Source organism: Streptomyces sp. NBC_01016, assembly GCF_026341035.1.
GTDB lineage: Bacteria > Actinomycetota > Actinomycetes > Streptomycetales > Streptomycetaceae > Streptomyces.
This window is the reverse complement of the sequence record NZ_JAPEOQ010000001.1, coordinates 3136579-3157462: the sequence shown is the minus strand read 5'-3', so window position 1 is coordinate 3157462 and position 20884 is coordinate 3136579. Positions and strand designations below refer to the sequence as shown.

At 70.0% G+C, this 20884-nt stretch carries 17 protein-coding genes; 10 read left to right on the top strand and 7 right to left on the bottom strand.

Annotated features, from left to right (window positions below; genetic code table 11):
* Position 1 precedes the first annotated feature (1 nt).
* The gene (locus OG746_RS14620; RefSeq protein WP_266715023.1) at positions 2–1453 is read right to left on the bottom strand and encodes an amidase; all 1452 of its coding nucleotides are present in this window, start codon (positions 1451–1453) and stop codon (positions 2–4) included.
* 143 nt (positions 1454–1596) lie between these two features.
* The gene (locus OG746_RS14615) at positions 1597–2172 is read right to left on the bottom strand and encodes a TetR/AcrR family transcriptional regulator (protein ID WP_266715022.1); all 576 of its coding nucleotides are present in this window, start codon (positions 2170–2172) and stop codon (positions 1597–1599) included.
* A gap of 144 nt (positions 2173–2316) precedes the next feature.
* Between OG746_RS14615 and OG746_RS14610 the strand changes: the two genes are divergently transcribed.
* The 8 genes from OG746_RS14610 (at position 2317) to OG746_RS14575 (ending at position 10913) form a co-directional block, all read left to right on the top strand.
* Positions 2317–4017, top strand: coding sequence for a CocE/NonD family hydrolase (locus tag OG746_RS14610; protein WP_266715021.1), 1701 nt, complete (start codon positions 2317–2319; stop codon positions 4015–4017).
* A 70-nt stretch (positions 4018–4087) separates the two neighbouring features.
* Positions 4088–5740, top strand: a complete 1653-nt coding sequence (locus tag OG746_RS14605) for an ABC transporter substrate-binding protein (protein WP_266715020.1) — start codon at positions 4088–4090, stop codon at positions 5738–5740.
* Positions 5737–6687 (top strand): ABC transporter permease, encoded by a 951-nt coding sequence (locus tag OG746_RS14600; protein ID WP_266715019.1) that lies wholly within the window; start codon positions 5737–5739, stop codon positions 6685–6687. The genes OG746_RS14605 and OG746_RS14600 overlap by 4 nt, the downstream gene beginning before the upstream one ends.
* On the top strand, positions 6684–7553 hold the full coding sequence (locus OG746_RS14595) for an ABC transporter permease (RefSeq protein WP_266715018.1): 870 nt from the start codon (positions 6684–6686) through the stop codon (positions 7551–7553). The genes OG746_RS14600 and OG746_RS14595 overlap by 4 nt, the downstream gene beginning before the upstream one ends.
* Positions 7550–8524, top strand: a complete 975-nt coding sequence (locus OG746_RS14590) for an ABC transporter ATP-binding protein (RefSeq protein WP_266715017.1) — start codon at positions 7550–7552, stop codon at positions 8522–8524. Before OG746_RS14595 ends, OG746_RS14590 begins: the two co-directional genes overlap by 4 nt.
* On the top strand, positions 8508–9332 hold the full coding sequence (locus OG746_RS14585) for an ABC transporter ATP-binding protein (RefSeq protein ID WP_266715016.1): 825 nt from the start codon (positions 8508–8510) through the stop codon (positions 9330–9332). Before OG746_RS14590 ends, OG746_RS14585 begins: the two co-directional genes overlap by 17 nt.
* A 12-nt stretch (positions 9333–9344) precedes the next feature.
* Positions 9345–9770, top strand: coding sequence for a DUF3237 domain-containing protein (locus OG746_RS14580; protein ID WP_266715015.1), 426 nt, complete (start codon positions 9345–9347; stop codon positions 9768–9770).
* Between the two features lie 138 nt (positions 9771–9908).
* Positions 9909–10913, top strand: coding sequence for a glycosyl hydrolase (locus OG746_RS14575; RefSeq protein WP_266715014.1), 1005 nt, complete (start codon positions 9909–9911; stop codon positions 10911–10913).
* On the opposite strand, the gene OG746_RS14570 is transcribed toward OG746_RS14575, so the two are convergent.
* Genes OG746_RS14570 through OG746_RS14555 form a run of 4 tightly spaced genes read right to left on the bottom strand, consistent with a single transcriptional unit; the run spans position 10903 to position 15172 of the window.
* Positions 10903–11973, bottom strand: a complete 1071-nt coding sequence (locus OG746_RS14570; protein ID WP_266715013.1) for a LacI family DNA-binding transcriptional regulator — start codon at positions 11971–11973, stop codon at positions 10903–10905. The genes OG746_RS14575 and OG746_RS14570 overlap by 11 nt on opposite strands.
* Entirely contained in the window at positions 11970–12830 is an 861-nt protein-coding gene (locus OG746_RS14565; protein WP_266715012.1) for a carbohydrate ABC transporter permease, read from the bottom strand. The genes OG746_RS14570 and OG746_RS14565 overlap by 4 nt, the downstream gene beginning before the upstream one ends.
* Positions 12827–13846 (bottom strand): carbohydrate ABC transporter permease, encoded by a 1020-nt coding sequence (locus OG746_RS14560; RefSeq protein ID WP_524540412.1) that lies wholly within the window; start codon positions 13844–13846, stop codon positions 12827–12829. Before OG746_RS14560 ends, OG746_RS14565 begins: the two co-directional genes overlap by 4 nt.
* 3 nt (positions 13847–13849) lie before the next feature.
* Positions 13850–15172 carry an ABC transporter substrate-binding protein gene (locus OG746_RS14555; RefSeq protein WP_266718949.1) on the bottom strand — a complete coding sequence of 441 codons (1323 nt, stop codon included), beginning with the start codon at positions 15170–15172 and terminating at the stop codon, positions 13850–13852.
* Positions 15173–15397: 225 nt separating this feature from the next.
* On the opposite strand from OG746_RS14555, the gene OG746_RS14550 reads away from it, so the two are divergent.
* Positions 15398–17800: a glycoside hydrolase family 2 protein gene (locus tag OG746_RS14550; protein ID WP_266715010.1), complete on the top strand. Its 2403-nt coding sequence runs from the start codon at positions 15398–15400 to the stop codon at positions 17798–17800.
* The gene (locus OG746_RS14545) at positions 17797–18828 is read left to right on the top strand and encodes a LacI family DNA-binding transcriptional regulator (protein WP_266715009.1); all 1032 of its coding nucleotides are present in this window, start codon (positions 17797–17799) and stop codon (positions 18826–18828) included. The genes OG746_RS14550 and OG746_RS14545 overlap by 4 nt, the downstream gene beginning before the upstream one ends.
* On the opposite strand, the gene OG746_RS14540 is transcribed toward OG746_RS14545, so the two are convergent.
* Complete coding sequence (locus OG746_RS14540) at positions 18788–20854, bottom strand: hypothetical protein (RefSeq protein WP_266715008.1); 2067 nt, start codon at positions 20852–20854, stop codon at positions 18788–18790. The two genes, OG746_RS14545 and OG746_RS14540, sit on opposite strands and share 41 nt — an antisense overlap.
* Positions 20855–20884: the final 30 nt, after the last annotated feature.

Sequence of the window (20884 nt, the reverse complement as noted above, 5' to 3'; positions counted from 1 at the left end):
CCTACCCCCACGCCCTCAGCACCGGCGACCGCTCCTCGACGGCTTGCGCCGCGTCCAGCAGCCCGTCCTCCGTGAACCGGCCGCCCACCAACTGCACCCCGACCGGCACCCCGTCGTGCACGGCCACCGGGACGGTGACGGCCGGGAAGCCGAGGATCGGCACCGACGTCATCGGCCACATCGCCGGAAAGAGTTCCAGGGCGCGGGCCTCGTCCGCGAGGTCGGCGTCCTGCTCGAAGGGCGGCTCGGCGCACACCGGGGTGAGCAACAGGCGGTCGGCGCCGAGGAGTTCCTGGAGGCGGGTGACGAGTGCGCCGCGCCGACCCCAGCCGTTGATGTACGTCTCCAGGTCGGGGCGCTCGCCCCACACGGCGGCGGACGCCGCGAAGTGCCGCGCGAGCGCGGTGCGGATGGCGTCGTCGCCGATCTGCTCCACGACCCGGAGCAGCGGCCGGGTGTCCTCGGTGAGCAGGAGCAACCAGAGCCGGGCGGCCTCGGCGAGCAGCGGTTCGGCCGCCACCTCGTCGACCTCGTACCCCGCGTCGGCGAGACGGGCGGCCGCGGCGTCGAGGGCCGTGTCGACGGCCGGGTGGTTCTTCGCGCCGTCGTTGCCGCGGACGACCGTCACCCGCGTCGGGGCGGGGCCCCTGGGCGGCAGCGCCGGAACGCCGTAGGGGTCGCGCGGGTCGGGCCCGCTCATGGCGTGCAGGGCGAGCCGGGCGTCCGCCACGGTCCTGCCGAGCGGCCCCTGCACGGCGCAGGCCTGCACGGTGGGCGGGAAGTCGAGCGGCACCCGCCCCTCGGGGGTGTCGGCGTACGCGGGCGGCGCCCAGCCGGAGATGCGTCCCACGGTGGGCCGCACCCCGACGACGCCGCAGCAGGCCGCGGGGAAGCGGATCGATCCGCCGATGTCGTTGCCCTGCGCCAGCGGCGTCATCCCTGCCGCGATCCCGGCGGCGGCTCCCCCGCTGGAGCCGCCGGGTGTGCGCGCGGCGTCCCACGGGTTCAGGGTCCGCCCGTGCAGGTCGTTCGTGGAGAACCAACGCAGCGAGAACGCGGGGACGTTGCTGCGTCCGAGCGGGATCGCTCCGGCGCGGCGCAGCGCGGTGACGCAGGCCGCGTCCTCGTCGGCGAGGTTCCCGGCGAGGGCGGTCACACCGTTCGTGGTGGCGTGGCCGCGCTGCTCGGTGTTGACCTTGATGGAGACGGGCACGCCGTGCAGCGGGCCGAGTTCGGCGCCCTCGGCGACGGCGGCATCGGCCCGCTCGGCCGCGGCGATCGCCTCGTCGCGGCGGACCTCCACCAGCGCGTTGACCTTCGGGTTCGTCTCCTCGATGCGGTCGAGGCAGGACGTGACGACCTCGTAGGACGACACTTCCCCGCCGCGTACGGCTGCGGCGATCTCGGCGGCGGAACGCTGCCACCACTCGGTGTTCTGGCCGGGACTTCCCATGGAGCACCCTCTTCCAGCTGCACAATCCGGTAACCGGTGATACAACGGCGTTTTATTTCGCGGACAGACTGCGCCGCCGCGTATGCCGATGTCAACAGGAGTCCTGGAAAAGGCAGTTCATTCCCGAAGGTCGGTCCGGACGGTCAGCCGGCGGATCCGCGCAGCTTGTCGACCACGGCCAGGATCGCGCGCTCGCCGCGCTCGGCGGACCAGCTCTCGGGATCCTCCAGCGTCGCCAGCCAGTAGCCGCGCAGGACGAGGTGGAGGACGTCACCGCTCAACTCCGCGTCGGGCAGCCCCGCTTCGGCGACCATCTCCGTGAGCCCCTGATAGTCACTGCGCGCTGCCGACCGCCGCGCATCGCCGACCTCGGCACCCGGTCCCGCGCTGGCGATCTCCATCATCAGCCGGCGCAGCACCTCGTCGTCCTGCTCGGTGGTGCACATCCAGCGGACCGCCGCGCGCAGCCTCTCCTCGCCCTCGACGCCCTCGATGGCCCGCTCCAACTCGCGACTCCAGTCGGCCTCGGCGCGACGCAGCGCGTTGATCATCAGCGCGGCGCGATTGGCGACGTAATTGGTCACCATCGCGGTGGAGCCGCCGAGCTGCTCGGCCACGGCCCGGATGGTCACGGAGCGCACGCCCCGGTCCCGGGCGACCTGGATGGTGGCGGTCGCGATCTCGTCGAGCCGCTTCGCCTCGTCTACCTCGATCGGCATGTCGCCGACCTTAACCCAACGGGTTGACCGCGTTCACACGGAGCTGCAATGTTGTCATACAACGCTGTTACATCACGGCGTTGTTCGTCGTTGCTCCTTGCTTGCTCGACGTTTCCGCCCAGGAGATTTCCGGGGGACCCCTTCATGACCTTTCGTTTCTCACGCGTCGGCCCGGCGCCCGTGCCCGAGCGGGCCAGCCAGTACCGGGTGCGGATGCGCGACGGGATCCGGCTCGCCACCGACGTCTATCTGCCCGACGGACCCGACAACGCGCAGACCCCGACCGTCCTCGTCCGGCTGCCGTACGACAAGAACAGCCGCTACGTGTACTTCGACGAGATCGCCGCCCGCTTCACGGCCCGCGGCTACGCCGTCGTCGTCCAGGACGTGCGCGGCAAGTTCCGCTCCGAGGGCCAGACGCTGCCGTTCCTGCGCGAGTCCGACGACGGCTACGACACGATCGACTGGATCGTCCAACAGGCCTGGTCCGACGGCCTGGTGGGCATGTTCGGCGACTCGTACTACGGCTTCACGCAGTGGGCGGCGGTGGCGTCCCAGCATCCGGCGCTGCGCGCCGTCGTGCCGCGGGTGACCACGGTCGACTTCAACGCTACGGCCCAGGGCGGCGGCCCGCACGACCCGCCGGGCGTCGGCCGCCCCGTCTGGCTGGAGGGCATCGAGTACTACGCCCACTACTGGGTGGACCAGGGCCTGTACGAGTACGAGCCGGACCGCTCGATCCGCCCGGTCGTCGAGCAGTACGAGGAGGCGTTCCGGGCGATCGGCGCCCGCTCGGCGTGGTTCGACACGCTCGTGCCGCACTTCACCGACCTGTTCCCGGCGCGCGGCCGGCACCCCTACGACGCGCGGCCGGTGCCCGTGCTGCACTGCGTCGGCTGGTTCGACAACATCCTGATCCCGCATCTGCGGGACTATCTGGCGCTCGCGGGGCGCCCCGGCTGGGACGCGGTCCAGTATCTGTGGGCGGGCGCCGTCGACCACGAGAACTACCGCCTCGCCGACGCGCCCGCGACCGTCGACACCGACCACGGGCAGAGCGGGGCGGCCCTCGACCGGATGCTGCCGCAGTACGTCGACCCGGCTCTCGCGTTCTTCGACGTGTTCCTCAAGGGGATCCGGACGGTGTCAGACCTCCCGAAGGTCCGTTGGGAGTTGGGGCACGGCGACTGGCGTACGTCGACGGCCTGGCCGCCGCTGGAGACCGTCGAGCGCACCTTCTGGCTGGCCCGTACCGAGCACGCGAAGGGGCCGCTTCCGGAGGGCGGAGCGCTCGTCGACTCGCCGTCCGACGAGGCGAGTTCGACGCAGTGGACATACGACCCGGAGGCCCTGGTGCCGTCGGACACCGCCAACTCCTTCGAGTACCTGCACAGTTACCCGGATCTCTCGGACACGGCGAACCGCGAGGACGTGCTCGTGTTCTCCGGAGCGGCACTCACCAAACCGCTCGACCTGGCGGGGCCGCTCGGCCTGCACCTCCATGTCACCAGCACCGCCCCGACGTTCGACGTCTTCGTGAAGCTCGTGGACGTCGGGCCCGACGGGCGCGCCCACCTGATCGCGCGCGGCGAGGTCTCCCTGCGGACCGACCTCGCGCCGCCGGAGGTCCGCGTCGATCTCGGGCACACCGGCTACCGGGTGCGCACCGGGCACCGGCTCGCCGTCCTCCTCGCCTCCAGCGACTACCCGCTGTTCCTGCCGTCGTCCGGCAGCGACGACAACCCGTGGACCACGACCGCCGCCAAGTCCTCGGGACAGACGCTGCGCACCGGCAGCGCCCACCCCTCACGCCTCACGGTCTCGGCCCTGCCCGCCCACGCCTGACCACGCACCCGCGCCCCACAGCGGAGGACCCGTACCACCACAGCACCCCATCCTCATCAGGAGCACCTTCATGCACGCTCCCCGACTCACCGTCATCTGTGTCACCACACTGGCCACCGCGCTGACGCTGGCCTCCTGTTCCTCCTCCGGCCCGACCGCCGCGAAGAACGCGATCGACCTCACGACCACGACGCCCGCCGCGGACGGCACCGTCGACCACGTCACCTGGAACCTGCCGATGGGCGAGCCGACCACGCTCGACCCCGCAAAGGTCGGCGACTACTCCCCCAGCACCGTCGCCTCCAACCTCTGCGACCCGCTGATCCGCCTGAAGCCGGACTACTCGACGGCCCCCGGCCTCGCCACCTCCTGGCAACGACCGGACCCGAAGACCCTCGTCCTGAACCTGCGCCGCGGCGTCCGCTTCTGGGACGGCAGCCCGATGACCGCCGCCGACGTCGTCGCGAGCCTGGAGCGGCAGCGCGTGCCCGCCACACAGAGCGTCAACGTCCAGGTCCTCGCGAACGTCACCACCATCAAGGCGACGGAGGACCACCAGGTCACCGTCCGCTTCCGCACCCCGGACTCGCTCTTCCTGAAGTACCTGGTGAACGGGTTCGGGGCCGTCGGCAAGGCCTCGTACATGAAGAAGGCGGGCGCCTCGTACGGCACCGCGCGCGGCGGCCTGATGTGCACGGGCCCGTTCAAGCTGACCAAGTGGCGCTCCGGCGACTCCATCACCGCCGTGCGCAACACCGCGTACTGGGACCGCTCGCTGCGCCCCAAGGTCAAGGAGCTCACGTTCCGGTTCATCACCGACAACGGGACGCTCACCAGCGCCCTCATGTCCGGTCAGATCGACGGGAGTTACGAGATTCCCTCGACGTCCGCCAAGGCGCTGCGCGGCTCGAAGGAAGGGCGGCTCTACTACGGCCCTTCCGCGCAGACCGTGTTCCTCGGGGCGACCTCGCCCACCTCGCCGATGGCCGACCGCCGGATCGCCGACGCGCTCTCCCTCGTCCTCGACCGCGACGCCCTCGTCAAGAACGTCTTCGACGGCGCCGCCCAGCGCCAGAAGACCTTCATCCCGTCCCTGGTCTGGAAGAACAGTGAGGCCAAGGACGTCTACGCCAAGGGGTACGCGGCGCTGCCCGCCGTCCCCGGGCCGGATGTCGCCAAGGCGAAGAAGCTCGTCGACGAGGCCGCTCCGAAGCGGCGCACGCTCACGATCGCCACGGCGGCCGGCGACCAACAGTCGCTGCAGACCCTGACGTTCCTCCAGGCCGCCACGAAGAAGATCGGACTCAAGGTCGTCATCCGGCAGCTCCAGCCGACCCAGATGTCCGGCCTGTTCTTCAACCCGGCGCTGCGCAAGGGCCTCGACGCCACCATCGCCCTCGGCTACGTGGAGATCCCCGACCCCTTGTCGTACGCGGACATGATGACCGACCCGAAGTCGCCGATGAACTGGACCAACTACCGGAACAACAAGGTGACTTCACACATTCGGGCGGCCAAGGCCACGACCGATCCGCAGCGGGCCGCGCGCGAGTTCACCGAGGCGCAGGCGCTGTACGCGAAGGACTTCCCGATCGTTCCCATCGCCTGCCCGTACGAGCGGCTGTTCCTGAACAAGCGGCTCAGCGGTGTCCCCGCCTCCTTCGCCTACATCAACATGCCGTGGGCGGCGCGTATCGGCGGCACCGGGCGGGAGTCCTCATGATCTGGCGCTTCGTCGTCCGGCGGGCCGCCATGCTCGCCGCGACGGCGCTGGTCGCGAGCGTCGCCGTGTACGGGGCGCTGTTCGTCTCGCCCGGCGACCCGGCGACGCTCCTCGTCGGCGGAGGCAAGCCGCCCAGTGAGCGGCTGCTCGCCGAGATCCACCGCCAGTACCACCTCGACGATCCGTTCCTGCGGGGCTACTGGCGCTGGCTCACCGCCCTGTTCCACGGCGACCTCGGCCAGTCGCTCAGCTACCGCGACTCCGTCGCGCACCTGGTCGGCGACCGGCTCGGCAACACGCTCTTCCTCGTCGCCTTCGCGGCGGTCCTCATCATCGGGGCTGGCGTTGCCCTCGGGACGCTGGCCGCGCTGCGCGGCGGCTGGGGCGAGACGGCGGTGACCGTCGTGACGACGACGCTGATGGCGGTGCCGACCTTCGTGATGTCGGTGCTGCTGATCTGGGGCTTCTCGGTGCGCTGGGGTCTGTTCCCGGCGTACGGGAGCGGGTCGGGCTTCGCCGGACGTCTGGAGCATCTGTCGCTGCCGGCGCTCGCGCTCGCCGCGACCTGGCTCGCGTACGTCGCGCAGGTGACGCGCTCGGCGGTGCGCGCCGAACTCGCCTCCGAGCACGTGCAGACCGCGCGCGGCCGCGGCATCCCCGAGCGTCTCGTGGTGCGTAAACACGTGCTGCGCAACGCCTCCGCGCCCATCTTCTCGGTGTCCGGCGTGGCCGTCGCGGGCCTGATCGCGGGCTGCGCGATCGTCGAGCAGGCCTTCGGGATCAACGGCATCGGGGCGCTGCTCGTACAGAGCGCGGCGAAGCAGGATCTGGCGGTGGTGCAGGCGCTCGCGCTGATCAGCGTCGTCCTGTTCGTCGGCGTGAACACCGTGGTCGACGTGGTCTCGGCGCTGCTGGACCGGCGTACGCCCTTGGAGGCCTCGTCATGACGACCTATCAACTCGCTGCCAAGGCCGGTGTTTTCGGGCGCGGCCGACGTGCGGCGCGCGGCAACGGCGTGCTGATCGGCGCGGGCGCCGTCGTCGCCCTCGTCGTCCTCGCCGCCGTGTGCGCGCCACTGATCGCGCCGTACGATCCCGAGGCCGTCGACCCGCTGGCGGTGTACCAGGGCAGCAGCGGCGCCCACTGGCTGGGCACGGACGACACCGGCCGCGACATCCTCTCCCGCATCCTGTACGGGTCGCGGCTCAGCCTGCTCGCGCCCGCCGTGGTGACGCTCGTCGCGAGCGTCGTCGGCTCGGCACTCGCCATCTCCGGTGCCTGGCTCGGCGGTTGGTACGACCGCGTGGTGTCGTCCGCCCTGAACGTCGTGTTCGGCTTCCCCGGTCTGATCCTCGCCGTGGTCGGCGCGGCCGTCTTCGGCGCGGGCCTCCAGGTGGCGGTCGTGACGCTGTCCGTCGCGTATCTCCCGTACGTCGCGCGGACCGTGCGCGGCGCCGCGCTGCGCGAGGTGCACCTGCCGTACGTGTCCGCGTTGCGGATGCTCGGCCTGCCGGGGTGGCGGATCTGCCTGCGCCATCTGACGCCCGCGCTGCTGCCGCTGGTCCTGGTGCAGGTGACGGTGTCGTTCGGCTACACCCTGCTCGACGTCGCCGCGTTCTCGTTCATCGGCCTGGGCGCGCAGCCGCCGACGGCCAAATGGGGCCTGATGGTCGCGCAGGGCGCGTCGGGCGTGCTCGCGGGCCGGGCCGAACAGTCCCTGTACGCGGGCCTGGTGATCGTCGTGTTCGTCATCGCCTGCACCCTGCTCGGCAACGGCCTGTCCCGACGGCTCCTGGGAGAGGACAGCCGATGACACTTCTCGACATCCGACGGCTCCGCGTCACCCTTCCCCTGGACGGGACCGACCGCGCGGTCATCCACCGGGTGGACCTCTCCGTGCCGGCCGGCGCGGCGCTCGGTCTGGTCGGCGAATCCGGCTCGGGCAAGTCGCTCACCGCACGCTCGGTGCTGCGGCTGCTGCCTCCGGGGGCCCGCGTCGACGGCGACGTCCTCCTCGACGGCGCGTCCGTGCCCGCGATGGGCCCCGCCGACCTGCGGGCCCTGCGGTCGGCCGACGTCGCGATGATCCACCAGGACCCGCGCGCCCACATCAACCCGGTCCGCACGGTCGGCGACTTCCTCACCGAGGGCCTGATCGCGCGGGGCACCCGGGCGCGCGAGGCCACGGCCACGGTCACCGGGCTGCTGCGCGACGTCGGCATCCCCGACGCGGAACGCAGGCTGCGGCAGCGTCCGCCGGAGCTGTCCGGGGGGCTGCTCCAGCGCGTCATGATCGCGGCGGCGCTCGCGGGCGGCCCCCGGCTGCTCCTGGCGGACGAGCCCACGACGGCGCTCGACGTCACGACACAGGCCGAGGTCATGGCGATCATCGACGAGGCCCGTGCCGCGCGCGGGCTCGCCCTGCTGTTCATCACGCACGACCTGGCCCTCGCTGCGGCCGTCTGCGACCGGATCGCGGTGATGTACGCGGGCTCGATCGTCGAGGAACTTCCCGCCGACCGGCTCCACAAGTCCGCCCGCCACCCCTACACCCGGGCACTCCTCGCCTCCCGGCCCGCGCCCGGCGCGGACGCACACGAGCTGCGGGCGATCCCCGGACGACCGCTGTCCGCCTACGAGGCCGGTGCGGGCTGCGCGTTCGCGCCACGCTGCCCTGCCGCCCGGGCCCTGTGCCGCACCGAGAGCCCCGAGCCGCGCCCCGTCGGCGACGGCCTCGCCGCCTGCCACTACCCAGCGGAGCCCGCCGATGACCTCGACGCCTGAACCCGCCCACCCGTACGCGCTCGAAGTCACGCACCTGCGCAAGGAGTTCGGCGATGTCGTAGCCGTCGACGACGTCGACCTGACGCTCGCGCCGGGCGGCTCGCTGGCCATCGTCGGCGAGTCCGGCTCCGGCAAGACGACGACGGCCCGGATGATCGCCGGCCTGGAGCACCCGACGGCCGGGACGATCCGCCTCGCGGGGCGCGAACGTCCCCGCCCGCCCCGCCGGACGGCCGAACGACGCCGCGCCGCCCGCGACATCCAGATGGTCTTCCAGGACCCGTACGCCTCCCTCGACCGCCGCCAGCGGGTGCGCGACTGCGTCGCCGAAGTCATCGCGCTCCACACAGAACTGCGCGGCGCGGACCTCGACCGACGCGTCGCCGAACTCCTCGACCAGGTGGGCCTCGACGAGCGGCAGGCCGCCGCACTCCCCCGGGCCCTGTCCGGCGGCCAGCGCCAACGCGTCGCGATCGCCCGCGCGTTGGCCGTCGTCCCACGGATCCTCGTCCTCGACGAAGCGGTGGCCGCGCTCGACGTGTCCGTGCAGGCGCAGATCCTCACACTGCTGCGCGAGATCCGCGAACGGACCCCAGTGGCCTACCTGTTCATCACCCACGACCTCGGCATCGTCCAGCACGTGTGCGACGACATCGTCGTCATGCACCGGGGCCGCATCGTCGAACGCGGCGCGGCCCGCACGGTCCTGACCGATCCGACGGACGCGTACACCCGCACCCTGCTCGAATCAGTGCCGCGCCCGGGCTGGAAGCCGCGCCGCAGCACTCCCTCAACCCCCGCCCACTGACCAGGAGTTCGCGTGCCCCACACCCCCTCACTCACCTACGCCTTCGAGATCCGCGCCGAGGTCACCAAGCCGCTGCACATCGGCCACGGAGCCGGCGAGAGCACCGAGTTCACCCCGATCACCGGCGGCACCGTGACCGGCCCGCGCCTCAACGGCACGGTGCTGCCCGGCGGCGGCGACTGGTCGAACACCCGAGGCGGTGTCTGCGAGTTGGAGGCCCGCTACCTCCTGCGGGCGGACGACGGCGCCGTCATCGACATCGTCAACCGCGGCTACTACGTGGAGGACTCCGGCTACTTCCGCACGGCGCCGACGTTCCGCACCGACGCGCCCGCCCATCTCTGGCTCGCCCGCACGGTCTTCGTCGGACACGCGCGGGACGAGGGCAGCCCGGAGGACGGGGTCGCCATCGTGATCCGCTGCTACAGCGTGGACTGAACGGCGTTTACAAAACGTTCAGTAAATAGTGGGGCCCACAGCTCTCGGGATGCGGCGCAATCCATTGACGCCCGCCGGAATTCCCGCCACCGTCTTGGCGACAAGCATTCCGCTCATCCCGAGAGCTGGGACCCCACAATGAAGAGAATCAAACACTACGTCGCCTTCCTCGCGGCGGCCGCAGCCATCGCCGCGGGCCTCTTCGCCTGGCCCGCCACGGAATCGGCGCAGGCGTTCCCGCCGAGTTCCAAGCAGACCGTACTGAATTACTTACGGTCCGTTTCCGGGAATCACATCATTTCCGGCCAGCACAACAAGGAGCCCGCCACCTCGCCCGGCGCGTACACGCAACAGGTGAAGGACGTCACCGGCCAGTACCCCGGCCTGTGGGGCGGCGACCTGATGTTCAACGCCACCGACGTGGCGAACCGCCAGCGCGTGATCGACCAGGCCAAGACCGAGTGGAAGAACGGCTCACTGGTGGCCCTGACCTGGCACGTCTGCCCGCCGACCGGGGGCAGCAGCTGCGCGTTCGAGGGTGGCGTGAAGTCGAACATCTCGGACGCGCAGTTCTCTCAGCTCGTCACCGACGGCAGCGCCCTCAACACGGCGTGGAAGAAGCGGCTCGACGAAGTCGTGCCCTATCTCAAGCAGTTGAAGGACGCGGGAGTGCCCGCCCTCTTCCGCCCGCTCCATGAAATGAACGAGTCGTGGAACTGGTGGGGGAACCGGCCGGGCGCGAATGGCAGCGCGCGCCTGTACCAGATCACGCACGACTACCTGGCCAACACCAAGGGTCTCGACAATCTGATCTGGGTCTGGAACGTGCAGGACAATCCGGCGGGCGGCTGGAGCAGTTACTACCCGGGCAGCCAATACGTGGATGTCGTGTCCCTCGACGCCTGGTACAAGAATTACCCGAGTTCCGCCGACTATCAGCAGATGCGGAGCATCGCCGGCACCAAGCCGATGGCCATCGCGGAAATGGGCAAGATGCCGAACGCCTCACTGCTGACGAGTCAGCCCCAGTGGGCGTGGTTCATGCTCTGGTCCGAGCAGCTGCGCGGTAACAACACCAACGCCGAGATCCAGTCGACGTACTTCCACCCCCGCGTCCTGAACCAGGGCGAGCTCACGCTCTGACCTCCGAACCCACCCCCACGCCCCGCGGCGGCGCGCTGCTGCCGCGGGGCACCAGCACGGGCAGCGCGACGGGCTCCGACGAAGGGTTGCGGCGGTGGACCACATCGAAGAGGCGGCGGGTGACATCGGCGCCGAACGCGAAGACGTCGTGGCTCATGGCCGACAGGTTCGGGTGCGTGAGCCGGCACAGCTGGGAGTCGTCCCAGGCGATCAGGCTGACGTCCTCCGGGACGTTCAGGCCCAGTTCGGCGGCGACCGCGAGGCCCGCGACCGCCATGATGTCGTTGTCGTAGACGATCGCCGTGGGCCGCCGCGCGGAGGCGAGCAGCCGGCGGGTCGCGCGGGCGCCCTGCTCGCCGGAGAAGTCGGTGGTGACGTTGTGGGCCGGTTCGAGGCCGAGGTCGGCGACGGCCTGGTTCAGCGCGGCGGTACGGATGCCGGTGTGGCCGAACGCCGGATGGCCGCCGACCCGGGCGATCCGCCGGTGCCCGAGCGCGGCGAGATGGCGCACCACCTCCCGTACGGCGGTCTCGTCGTCGGTCCACACCGAGGTGTAGCCGCCGGTCAGGGACGGATGGCCGACCGCGACGGCCGGGAGGCCGATCGCGCGCAGGGCGGCGATCCGGGGGTCGTCGTGCTGGATGTCGACCAGGATGGATCCGGCGATCCGGCGGGAGCGCCACCACTGCCGGTGCACGGCGATCTCCCGGGCGGTGTCGCGCACCAAGTGGAGGAGGAGCGAGCAGCCGTGCTCCTCCAGGACGGACTCGGCGCCGGAGATGAACTCCACGTAGAACGGCTCCAGTTGGAGCTGCCGCGCCGATCGCGCGATGACGAGCCCGACGGTGTCCGCGGCCCCGGTCGCCGAACCGGACAGCTTGCTCGGCGTCCGATGCGGCGACCAGCCCAGTTCGGCGACCGCCGCCATGATGCGGGTCCGTGTGGCGTCGGAGAGGCCGGGGCGGTTGTTGTACGCGAGGGAGACCGCGCCCCGCGACACCCCGGCGCGGGCCGCGACGTCGGTGATCGTGACGCGCCGTGTGGGCGGCGGGCCGGTCATTTCGTGGCACCGGCCGCGAAGCCGTTGTAGATGTAGCGCTGCAGGAACAGGAAGACGAGCAGCGTCGGCAGGATCACGAGGATCGCGCCGGCGGAGATGTCCTCCCAGTGCGCGCCGAACGGCCCCTTGAACCGGAACAGCGCGGTGGAGATCGTCCCCTTGTCCTCAGAGGGCATGTAGAGGAACGGGATGTAGAAGTCGTTGTACGTCGTGATGCCCTTGACGATGACGACGGTGGCGATGGCCGGCTTGAGCAGCGGCAGGATGATCTTCCAGTAGATGGTGAAGGTGTTGGCACCGTCGATCCGGGCGGCCTCGTCGAGCGAGGTCGGGATGGACCGGATGAACTGCAGGAAGATGTAGATCGAGACGATGTCCGTCCCCATGTAGAGCAGGATCGGCGCCCACCGCGAGTCGAACAGGCCGAAGCTGTTGACCACTTGGAAGGTCGCGACCTGCGTCGTCACCCCCGGTACGAGCGTGGCGAACAGGAAGAGCGCCATGACCGTCTTCTTCAGGCGGAACTGGAAGCGGTCGATCGCGTAGGCCGTCATCGAACCGATGAGAACGGTGCCGGTGATCGAGAACAGCAGGATGAACGCCGTGTTCCCGAACGCCCTCAGCATCTTGCCGTCGCGGAAGGCCGTGACGTAGTTGGAGAGGTTCAGCCAGTCCTCGGGAAGGCTGAACGCCCCTCCGCCCTGGGCGAGTTCGTGCGAGGACTTCAGCGATGTGAGGAGCACGACGACGAGCGGTACGAGGACCACGAGGGCGGCGACGACCAGGGAGAGATAGGTGAGCACCGTGCCGACGCGCGGCCGCCTGCGGGCCCGGTCCACTACAGGTAGAGCGGTCATACGAGGTCCACTTTCTCGTCGGGCACAAGGCGTCGCTGGATCCACGTGATCAGCAGGATGATCAGGAGCAGCACCACGGCGCAGGCCGAGGCGAGCCCGGTCTTGTTGAACTGGAAGGCGAGCTTCACCGTCTGGATGACGAAGGTCGAGGTGCCGGTCGCGCCGCTGGTCATGATGTACGGGATCTCGAAGACCGCGAGCGAGCCGGAGACCGCGAGGATCACGCTGAGGCTGAGCACCGGTTTGATGCCGGGCGCGATGATGTGCCGGAACTGCTGCCACCGCGAGGCTCCGTCGAGCTGCGCGGCCTCGTACAACTCCCCCGGGATCGACTGGATCGCACCGAGGAACAGCACGAAGTTGAGTCCGGTGAACCGCCACACCGACACCCCGGCGAGCGAGGTGTTCGCCGACTCCGCGTCACCGAGCCACGCGTGGTCGCCGCCGGCCCCGAACCACGAGAGCACCGAGTCGAGGGTGCCGCCGTCCTGGAAGAAGTACAGGAAGACGAAGCCGATGGCGACGCCGTTGATCAGGTACGGGAAGAACAGGATGCCCTTGAAGAGGTTCCGGAAGCGCAGGTCGAAGCTGAGCACCGTCGCGAAGTACAGCGCGATCACGATCTGCACGGCCGACGCGGCCAGGTAGTAGAAGCTGACGAAGAAGACCCTGAACAGCTCGGGCCGCGTGAAGAGTTGGGTGTAGTTGTCGACCCCGGTGAAGTTCCGCTCCGGACTGACCCCGTCCCAGTCCGTGAAGCTGTAATAGATCATGTTGCCGACCGGCACGTACGTGAACGTGATCAGCAGCGCGAGCGGCACCAGCAGAAACAGCCACGGGGTGACCTTGCGCAGCACATCAAGCCTCTGCGACGTTTGAGCAGGCTTTTCAACCCACGGCGACGATTGAGCAGCGGGCTTATCAAGCCCCTGCGGCGATTGAGCAGCGGGGCCCGGGGCAGAGCCCCGCGACGTAGGCCCGGCCGACGCCGAACTGAACTTCCCACCAGAACCCATCACTCACCCACCCGCAGTCGCAGACGCCTCGCCCCACCGCTGATCGAGCTCGTCGAAGTACCCCTTCAACGACCCCTTCTGCGCACCCCGCGCAATGTCGATCAGCTTCTGCCGATAGTCCTGCTTGCTGAGCCCGATCTCGGACGCGTTGTCGATCGCGTTGACCTGCCCGGTCTTCGCCTCCGAACGCTCGATGTACTCGACATCGTTGTCCTCGTACGGCTTGAGCGTCACCGGCATCGGCGCGGAGCGCAGCGCGGAGACGGCGCCCTCCTTGGCCGCGTAGCCGGACTTCTCGGTGAACCAGTCGAGCCAGGCGCGGGCGGCGGCCTTGTGCTCGGAGTGGATGTTCACGGCCTGCTGGTAGTCGGAGAGCAGCGTGGCGCAGAACTTTCCGTCCTTCTGGACCGGGAACGGCATGAACCCGATGTCGTCGGGGTTCTCGCCCGCCTTCTTTGCGGCGTCCTGCATCTGCGTGACGGCCCAGGAGCCGAGCAGCATGCTCGATATCTTGCCCTTGGCCAGCAGGTTCTTGGAGTTCTCCCAGTTGGTGGTGGTCGGGTCCTTCTCGGCGTACTTGTCGTGGACGATGTCGTACAGCAGCGTGTCGATGACGTTGAGGTCGCTGCCGGCGGCCCACGGCTTCTTGTCCGACGCGAGCTTGTCGTTGGCCTTCACGTCGCAGCTCACCGAGCCGATGGAGTTGGACCAGGGGCTGCTCAGCGGCCAGCCGTCCTTGAAGTTCGTGTAGTACGGCACCGCGTCGGTCCGGCTCTTGACCGCCTTCAGGTCGTCGAGGAACTCCTGCGGCGTGGTCGGCCAGTCGGTGACGCCGGCCTTCTTCCACACGGCTTTGTTGTAGAGGAAGCCGTTGGCCGTGCCGAAGCTCGCCACCCCGTACGTCTTGCCGCCCACATCCGTCTTGCCGGTGAAGCGGTACTTCTTCTCCATGTCCGCGGTGTCACCGAGCGGGGCGAAGAACTTTGGGTAGTCGTTCTTGCCGATGACCGCGGGGATCATCAGCACGTCACCGTAGTTCTCGGTGTTCATGCGGATCTTGACTTCGCCCTCGTAGTCGGTGATGCCCTCGAACTTGACCTTCACCTTCGGGTACGTCTTGTTGAACTCGGCGGCGTACTTCTTCATCGCCCCGCTCTGTACGAGATCGGTGCGGTGGGTCAGGACGGTGATGGTGCCCGATACGTCCTTGGGGTCGGTCGGCGCCTTCGCCTCCCCGCCCGTCCCCGTGCTTCCTCCACTGCACCCGGCGGCTGCCAGCATCGCGGTGGTGAGCAGCGCGACGCCCAATGGCTTGCTCGGCTTCATCCTCATGTGCCCCACTCCTTCGAGGGTTTGACGGCTCCGGCCCAGCGGCTGACGGCACTATGGCAGCGAACTGTGAACCGGTAAAGGCCCTTGGAGCAGTCGACTGCCAAATCACCCTTGGCGAAGGGGACTAGACCGGTTCACTCAACCAGAGTTAAGTTGGCGCGGATCGCCAACTCGGGCCTGCTGCAAGTCCGATGACAGCCGCACGATGGGAGCCGCACCATGAAGGACGCCGTCCAGCTCGGCGAGGGCTGGAGCCTCGACCACGACGGGACCGGGGTCCCCGCCCGTGTCCCCGGATGTGTCCACACCGACCTCCTGGCCGCGGGCCTGATCCCGGACCCGTTCCTCGGCACGAACGAGCACGAGATCGAGTGGGTGGGCCGACGCTCCTGGACGTACACCCGCACGCTCGAAGCAGGCCAAGGCCCGCACGAGCGAACGGACTTGGTCTTCGACGGCATCGACACGGCGGCCCGCATCACCCTCGGAGGGAAGCCGCTCGCCCGCACCCGCAACATGCACCGCTCGTACCGCTTCGACGTCACCGGCCGCTCCGGCGAACTGCGAGTGGAATTCGCCCCGGCCTACGAAGAGGCCGCCGCAGTACGGGAGTTGACCGGGGAGCGCCCCAACGTCTATCCGGCGCCGTCCCAGTACATCCGCAAGATGGCCTGCTCCTTCGGCTGGGACTGGGGGCCCACCGTGGTGACGGCGGGCCTGTGGCGCCCGGTCCGGATCGAGCGCTGGTCGACCGCACGCTTCGCACGAGTACGGCCGCTGGTGACGGTCGACGGCTCAACGGGCCGTGTCGAGCTGCGGGTTGAGGTCGAGCGCACCTCGCAGGGCGCCGGGCGTCCGCTGGCGGCACGGGCCTCGGTGGCGGGCATCGAGACGCACGCGACCTTCGAGGGCGACGCAGCCACACTCTCCCTGGACGTCCCCGACGCACACCTCTGGTGGCCACGCGGATACGGCGAACAGCCGCTGTACGAGATCGAGTTGACGCTGCTCGACGGTTCGGAGGAGCTGGACACCTGGCAGCACCGAGTCGGCTTCCGCACCGTCGAGATCGACCGCGGCGCCGACGAACACGGCACCGGCTTCACCTTCGTCGTCAACGGCATCCGCATCTTCGCACGCGGCATCAACTGGATCCCCGACGACGTCCTGCCCTCCCGCATCACCCCCGAGCGCTACCGCACCCGCCTCACCCAGGCCGCCGATGCCAACGTCGACCTCGTACGCATCTGGGGCGGCGGCATCTACGAGGACGACGCCTTCTACGACGCCTGCGACGAGCTCGGCCTCATGGTCTGGCAGGACTTCCCCTTCGCCTGCTCCGCCTACCCGGAAGAGCAGCCACTGCGCAGCGAAGTGGAGGCCGAGGCCCGCGAGAACGTCGTGCGCCTCATGCCACACCCCAGCCTCGTCCTGTGGAACGGCAACAACGAGAACCTGTGGGGCTTTCGCGACTGGGGCTGGGAGGACGAACTCGCAGGGGACTCGTGGGGCGAGGGCTACTACCTCGGCATACTCCCGCGCGTGGTCGCCGAGTTGGATCCCACCCGCCCCTACACCGCCGGCAGCCCCTGGTCCGGCTCCTGGGACCACCACCCCAACGACCCCGACCACGGCACGTTCCACTCGTGGGAGGTGTGGAACCGGCTCGACTACACCGAGTACCGGTCCGAAGTCCCGCGCTTCGTCGCCGAGTTCGGCTGGCAGGCACCGCCCGCGCTGGCCACGCTGCGCCGCGCCCTGCCCGGCGAGAAGCTCGCGCCCGACTCCCCCGGCATGCTCCACCACCAGAAGGCCGAGGACGGCAGCGGCAAGCTTCAGCGCGGCCTGGAACGCCACTTCGCCGCGCCCGAGGGCGACTTCGACCGCTGGCACTACCTCACCCAGGTCGTCCAGGCCCGCGCCGTCGCCACCGGCATCGAGCACTGGCGCGCCAACTGGCCGCGCTGCGCCGGCACCATCGTGTGGCAGCTCAACGACTGCTGGCCGGTCAGCTCCTGGTCCGCCATCGACGGCGACGGCCGCCTCAAGCCCCTCCACCACGAACTGCGCCGCGTCTACGCCGACCGACTCCTGACACTGCAACCAGCCACAGATACACCGGAGTTGGTGCTCTCCAACCTGGGCGCCGCACCGTGGGACACCACCGTCACCCTGCGCCTGATGCGCGCCGACGGGACCGTGGCCGGGCAGACCCGGCTGCGGGCGACCGCGGGCGCTCGCGAGACGCTGCGGGTGCCGGTGCCGGGCGAACTCGTGCCCGCCGCAGGTTCGGCCAAGGAGTTCCTGGTCGCGGACGCGGAAGGCTCGCGCGCGCTCCACTTCCCCGTACGGGACAAGGAGTTCGGCTACCCCGAGCCCCGCTTCACGGTCGTGACCGAGACCGTCGGCGGGGACCCGGATACAGTCGACGTCGTGGTGACCGCCCAGACCCTCGTACGCGACCTGCTGCTCCAGCCCGACCGTGTCTCCCCGCACGCGACCGCCGACCGCGGACTGGTCACGCTGCTGCCCGGCGAGCGGGCCCGGATCCGGCTCACCGGCGCCCGCGGCGCGGGAGCCAACGCGATCCGTTCCGCCCTCTTCTGCGTGGAACCGGCATGACCGCCCCGATCCGCAACGTCACCATCAAGGACGTCGCGGCCGCCGCCGGGGTGTCCAAGGGCGCGGTGTCGATCGCGTTCAACCAGAAGCCCGGGCTCTCCGATGCCACCCGCGAGCGGATCTTCGCCGCGGCACGGGAGTTGGGCTGGGCGCCGAACTCCTCGGCGCGCAGCCTCTCCCGGCGCACCACGGACACGATCGGCCTCGCCCTGTGCCGCCCGGCCCGGCTGCTCGGCCTCGAACCCTTCTACATGGAGTTCATCTCCGGCATCGAGAGCGTCCTCGCCGAGCACTCCTGCTCGCTGCTCCTACGCCTGGTCAGCAGCCTCGACGAGGAGATCGCCCTCCAGCAGACGTGGTGGCGCGAACGCCAGATCGGCGGCAGTGTGCTGGTCGACTTCCACCAGGACGACCCACGCATCGAACCGCTCTCGCGGCTCGGGCTCCCGGCCGTCGCGGTCGGCCACCCGGACCTCACGGGCGGCCTGCCCTCCGTGTGGACCGACGACGCCACCGCGATGACGGAGGCGGTCCGCTACTTCGCGGCGCTCGGTCACCGCAGGATCGCCCGCGTCGGCGGCCCGGCCGACCTCGGGCACAGCGCGATCCGCGAGGAGGCGTTCCAGTCGACGCTGCGCGGGCTCGGTCTCGACACCGACCTGCACCTCAACACCGGCTTCGCGGACGAGGAGGGGGCCCGGGCCACGCGCTCGCTCCTGCTCCGCCCCGACCGGCCGACCGCGATCGTCTACGACAACGACATCATGGCGGTGGCCGGGCTCGGGGTCGCCGCGGAGATGGGGGTGGCGGTGCCCGACGACCTCTCGCTGCTTGCCTGGGACGACTCCCAGCTCTGCCGCCTGACCCACCCCACGCTCTCCGCGATGAGCCACGACGTGCACAGCTTCGGGGCCCAGGTCACCCGCGTCCTCTTCGACATCATCGCGGGCAACCCGGCGAAACCCGGCCCCGTACCGACGCCTTCGCTCACCCCTCGGGGGTCCACGGCGCCACCACGGGCGTCGTGACGGGTCCCTCGACGGCCTGCAGCATCCCTGCGGGCAGCCGGTCGTTGCCCCAACTGCGCTCGATGTAGCCGATGATGCGCGTGACGTCCTCGGCGGGCACCCGCTCCGGTTCGCCGTGCTCGAGCGGGTCGGCGTGGAAGATGTAGAGCCGCGAGGCGAACTGGTCGAACGGCAGTGAGCCCTCGCCGAACCGCTCGCCGTTGCCCGCGGTGGAGACGACGACGCCGTCGCCCCAGTCCTGGCCGCTGTCGTTGTTCGGGTTGTAGAAGTACACCCGCATGACGTCCTGCGGGTCCGGCGCGACCCGCAGGATCGTGATCGCGTGCCAGCCGACGTAGCGGGCCGCGCTGTCGGTGACGGCGACACCGGCCGGCTGCGGATGGATCAGCGGCTGCTCACCGTTGTAGAACGGGTGGTAGCTGGCGTGGAACTGCCGCAGGAACTCGTCGAGTTCGACCAGGTTGCCGGTCGCGACGTCGACGTTGATGTGGAACCCGCGGGCCGTCCACCAGCCGTGGAACTCGGGGTTGACCCACCGGTGCGGGTCCCCCGGCCGCTCGACGCAGCGCCGCCCCATCTCGGCGTAGATCCGGTCCAGGTGGGGCACCACGAGCAGCGACACGGGGTCCAGGTCCGTCGGCAGCGTGCTCGCGACTCCGGTCCCGCTGTCCTTCGACGAGATCGGCTGCCCCTCGAAGTGCATGAGGATCTCGTCGTCGCGGGCGGCCCAGACCACCACTTGCAGCAGGTAGTCCGGGTCGTTGTAGGCCCACATGGACAGCGCGCGGGCCGACTGGCAGGTGGGGTTGTCGCCCTGGCCGACGCCGAGCGGCAGGCCAAGCACCGAGAGCACCCCCGCGACCAGGCGCGCCCGCGGCCCCGGCGTGTCGCCGAAGACGGTCGTCAGCCGCTCGTGCGCGACCGGAGAGAGTTCGAGCGCCAGTTGGCGCCACAGTGCGGGCACCACCGGCGGCTCGTACAGGATGCCGCGGTCGAGCAGCAGCGCGAGGCCGTAGACGCATTGCGCGGTCTGTGGGTGCACGGCCACCTCGATCAGCCGGTGCACCAACTGGCTGTAGCGCATCAGACAGTTCCGGCCGGTGTCGGAGAGGCCGAGCGCCTCCCCGACGAGGTAGAGGTGCTCGCTCTCGCTCAGGAGGAACCGGAGCAGTTCCGCGTGGTAGGGCGACACCAGGCCGGTGTCGTGCATCGCCCGCGCGAACCCCGTCGCCTCGTACTGCAGGCCGACGGCGTCCATCGCCTCGAGGCGGGAGCGGAAGACGTCGAGGCCCGGGTCCTCCCGGCACGCCTCTGTGGTCCCGAACAGGCTGGAGATGAGCCGGTCGATGCCCTGCCCCGACGACACGCCGAGAGCGACGTCCGGGTCGTTGCGGTAGATCGAGATCCGGGTGATCAGGGACTGCGCCGCCTCGACCTGGATCGGACGCTGGCGCAGGATCCGCCAGATCTCGTCCACCAGCTTGTCCAGGACGGTGTCGTACCCGATCTCGTCGGCGAGATGGCGGAACAGGTCCCGGACGAGCTGTGCGGTCCTGCCCTGCTGGATCCGCTCCGCCTCAGTGGGCGGGTTGAACAGCAACTCCAGGTTCGCCCCCAGCACTTGGGACAGGAACTGGCGGGCGTCCTCGGCGGGCAACGTCGGGTGCTCGAAGTCACCGCGGGCGACGGCGAGCATCCGCAGCTCACTGGTCGCCTCCATGACGACGGTGTCCGCGTCTCCGCTGTACAGACCCGGGCCCACCAGCGCCGGAATCAGGATCTCCGGTGTCGCCCAGTCCGTCCCCTGGAAGAGGCCGGCTTCCTCAAGTGCCTGCGCCCTGGCCTGGACCGCCGCGGCGCCGCCCGGCTGTACGAGCACCCGCCGCAGTGCTTCCAGGACCCGCCGCAGCTTCGTGTACTTGCCGAAGTCGCGGGTTTCGGCCATGGCCTGGATGGCGTCGTCGAGTGAGGCCGCGCGCTTCTCCAGCGTCGTGGCCCCACCGTTGGCGTCGACGGTCGGTTTCAAAGGGTTTCCCTCGGGTTGGCCTCCTGCGTC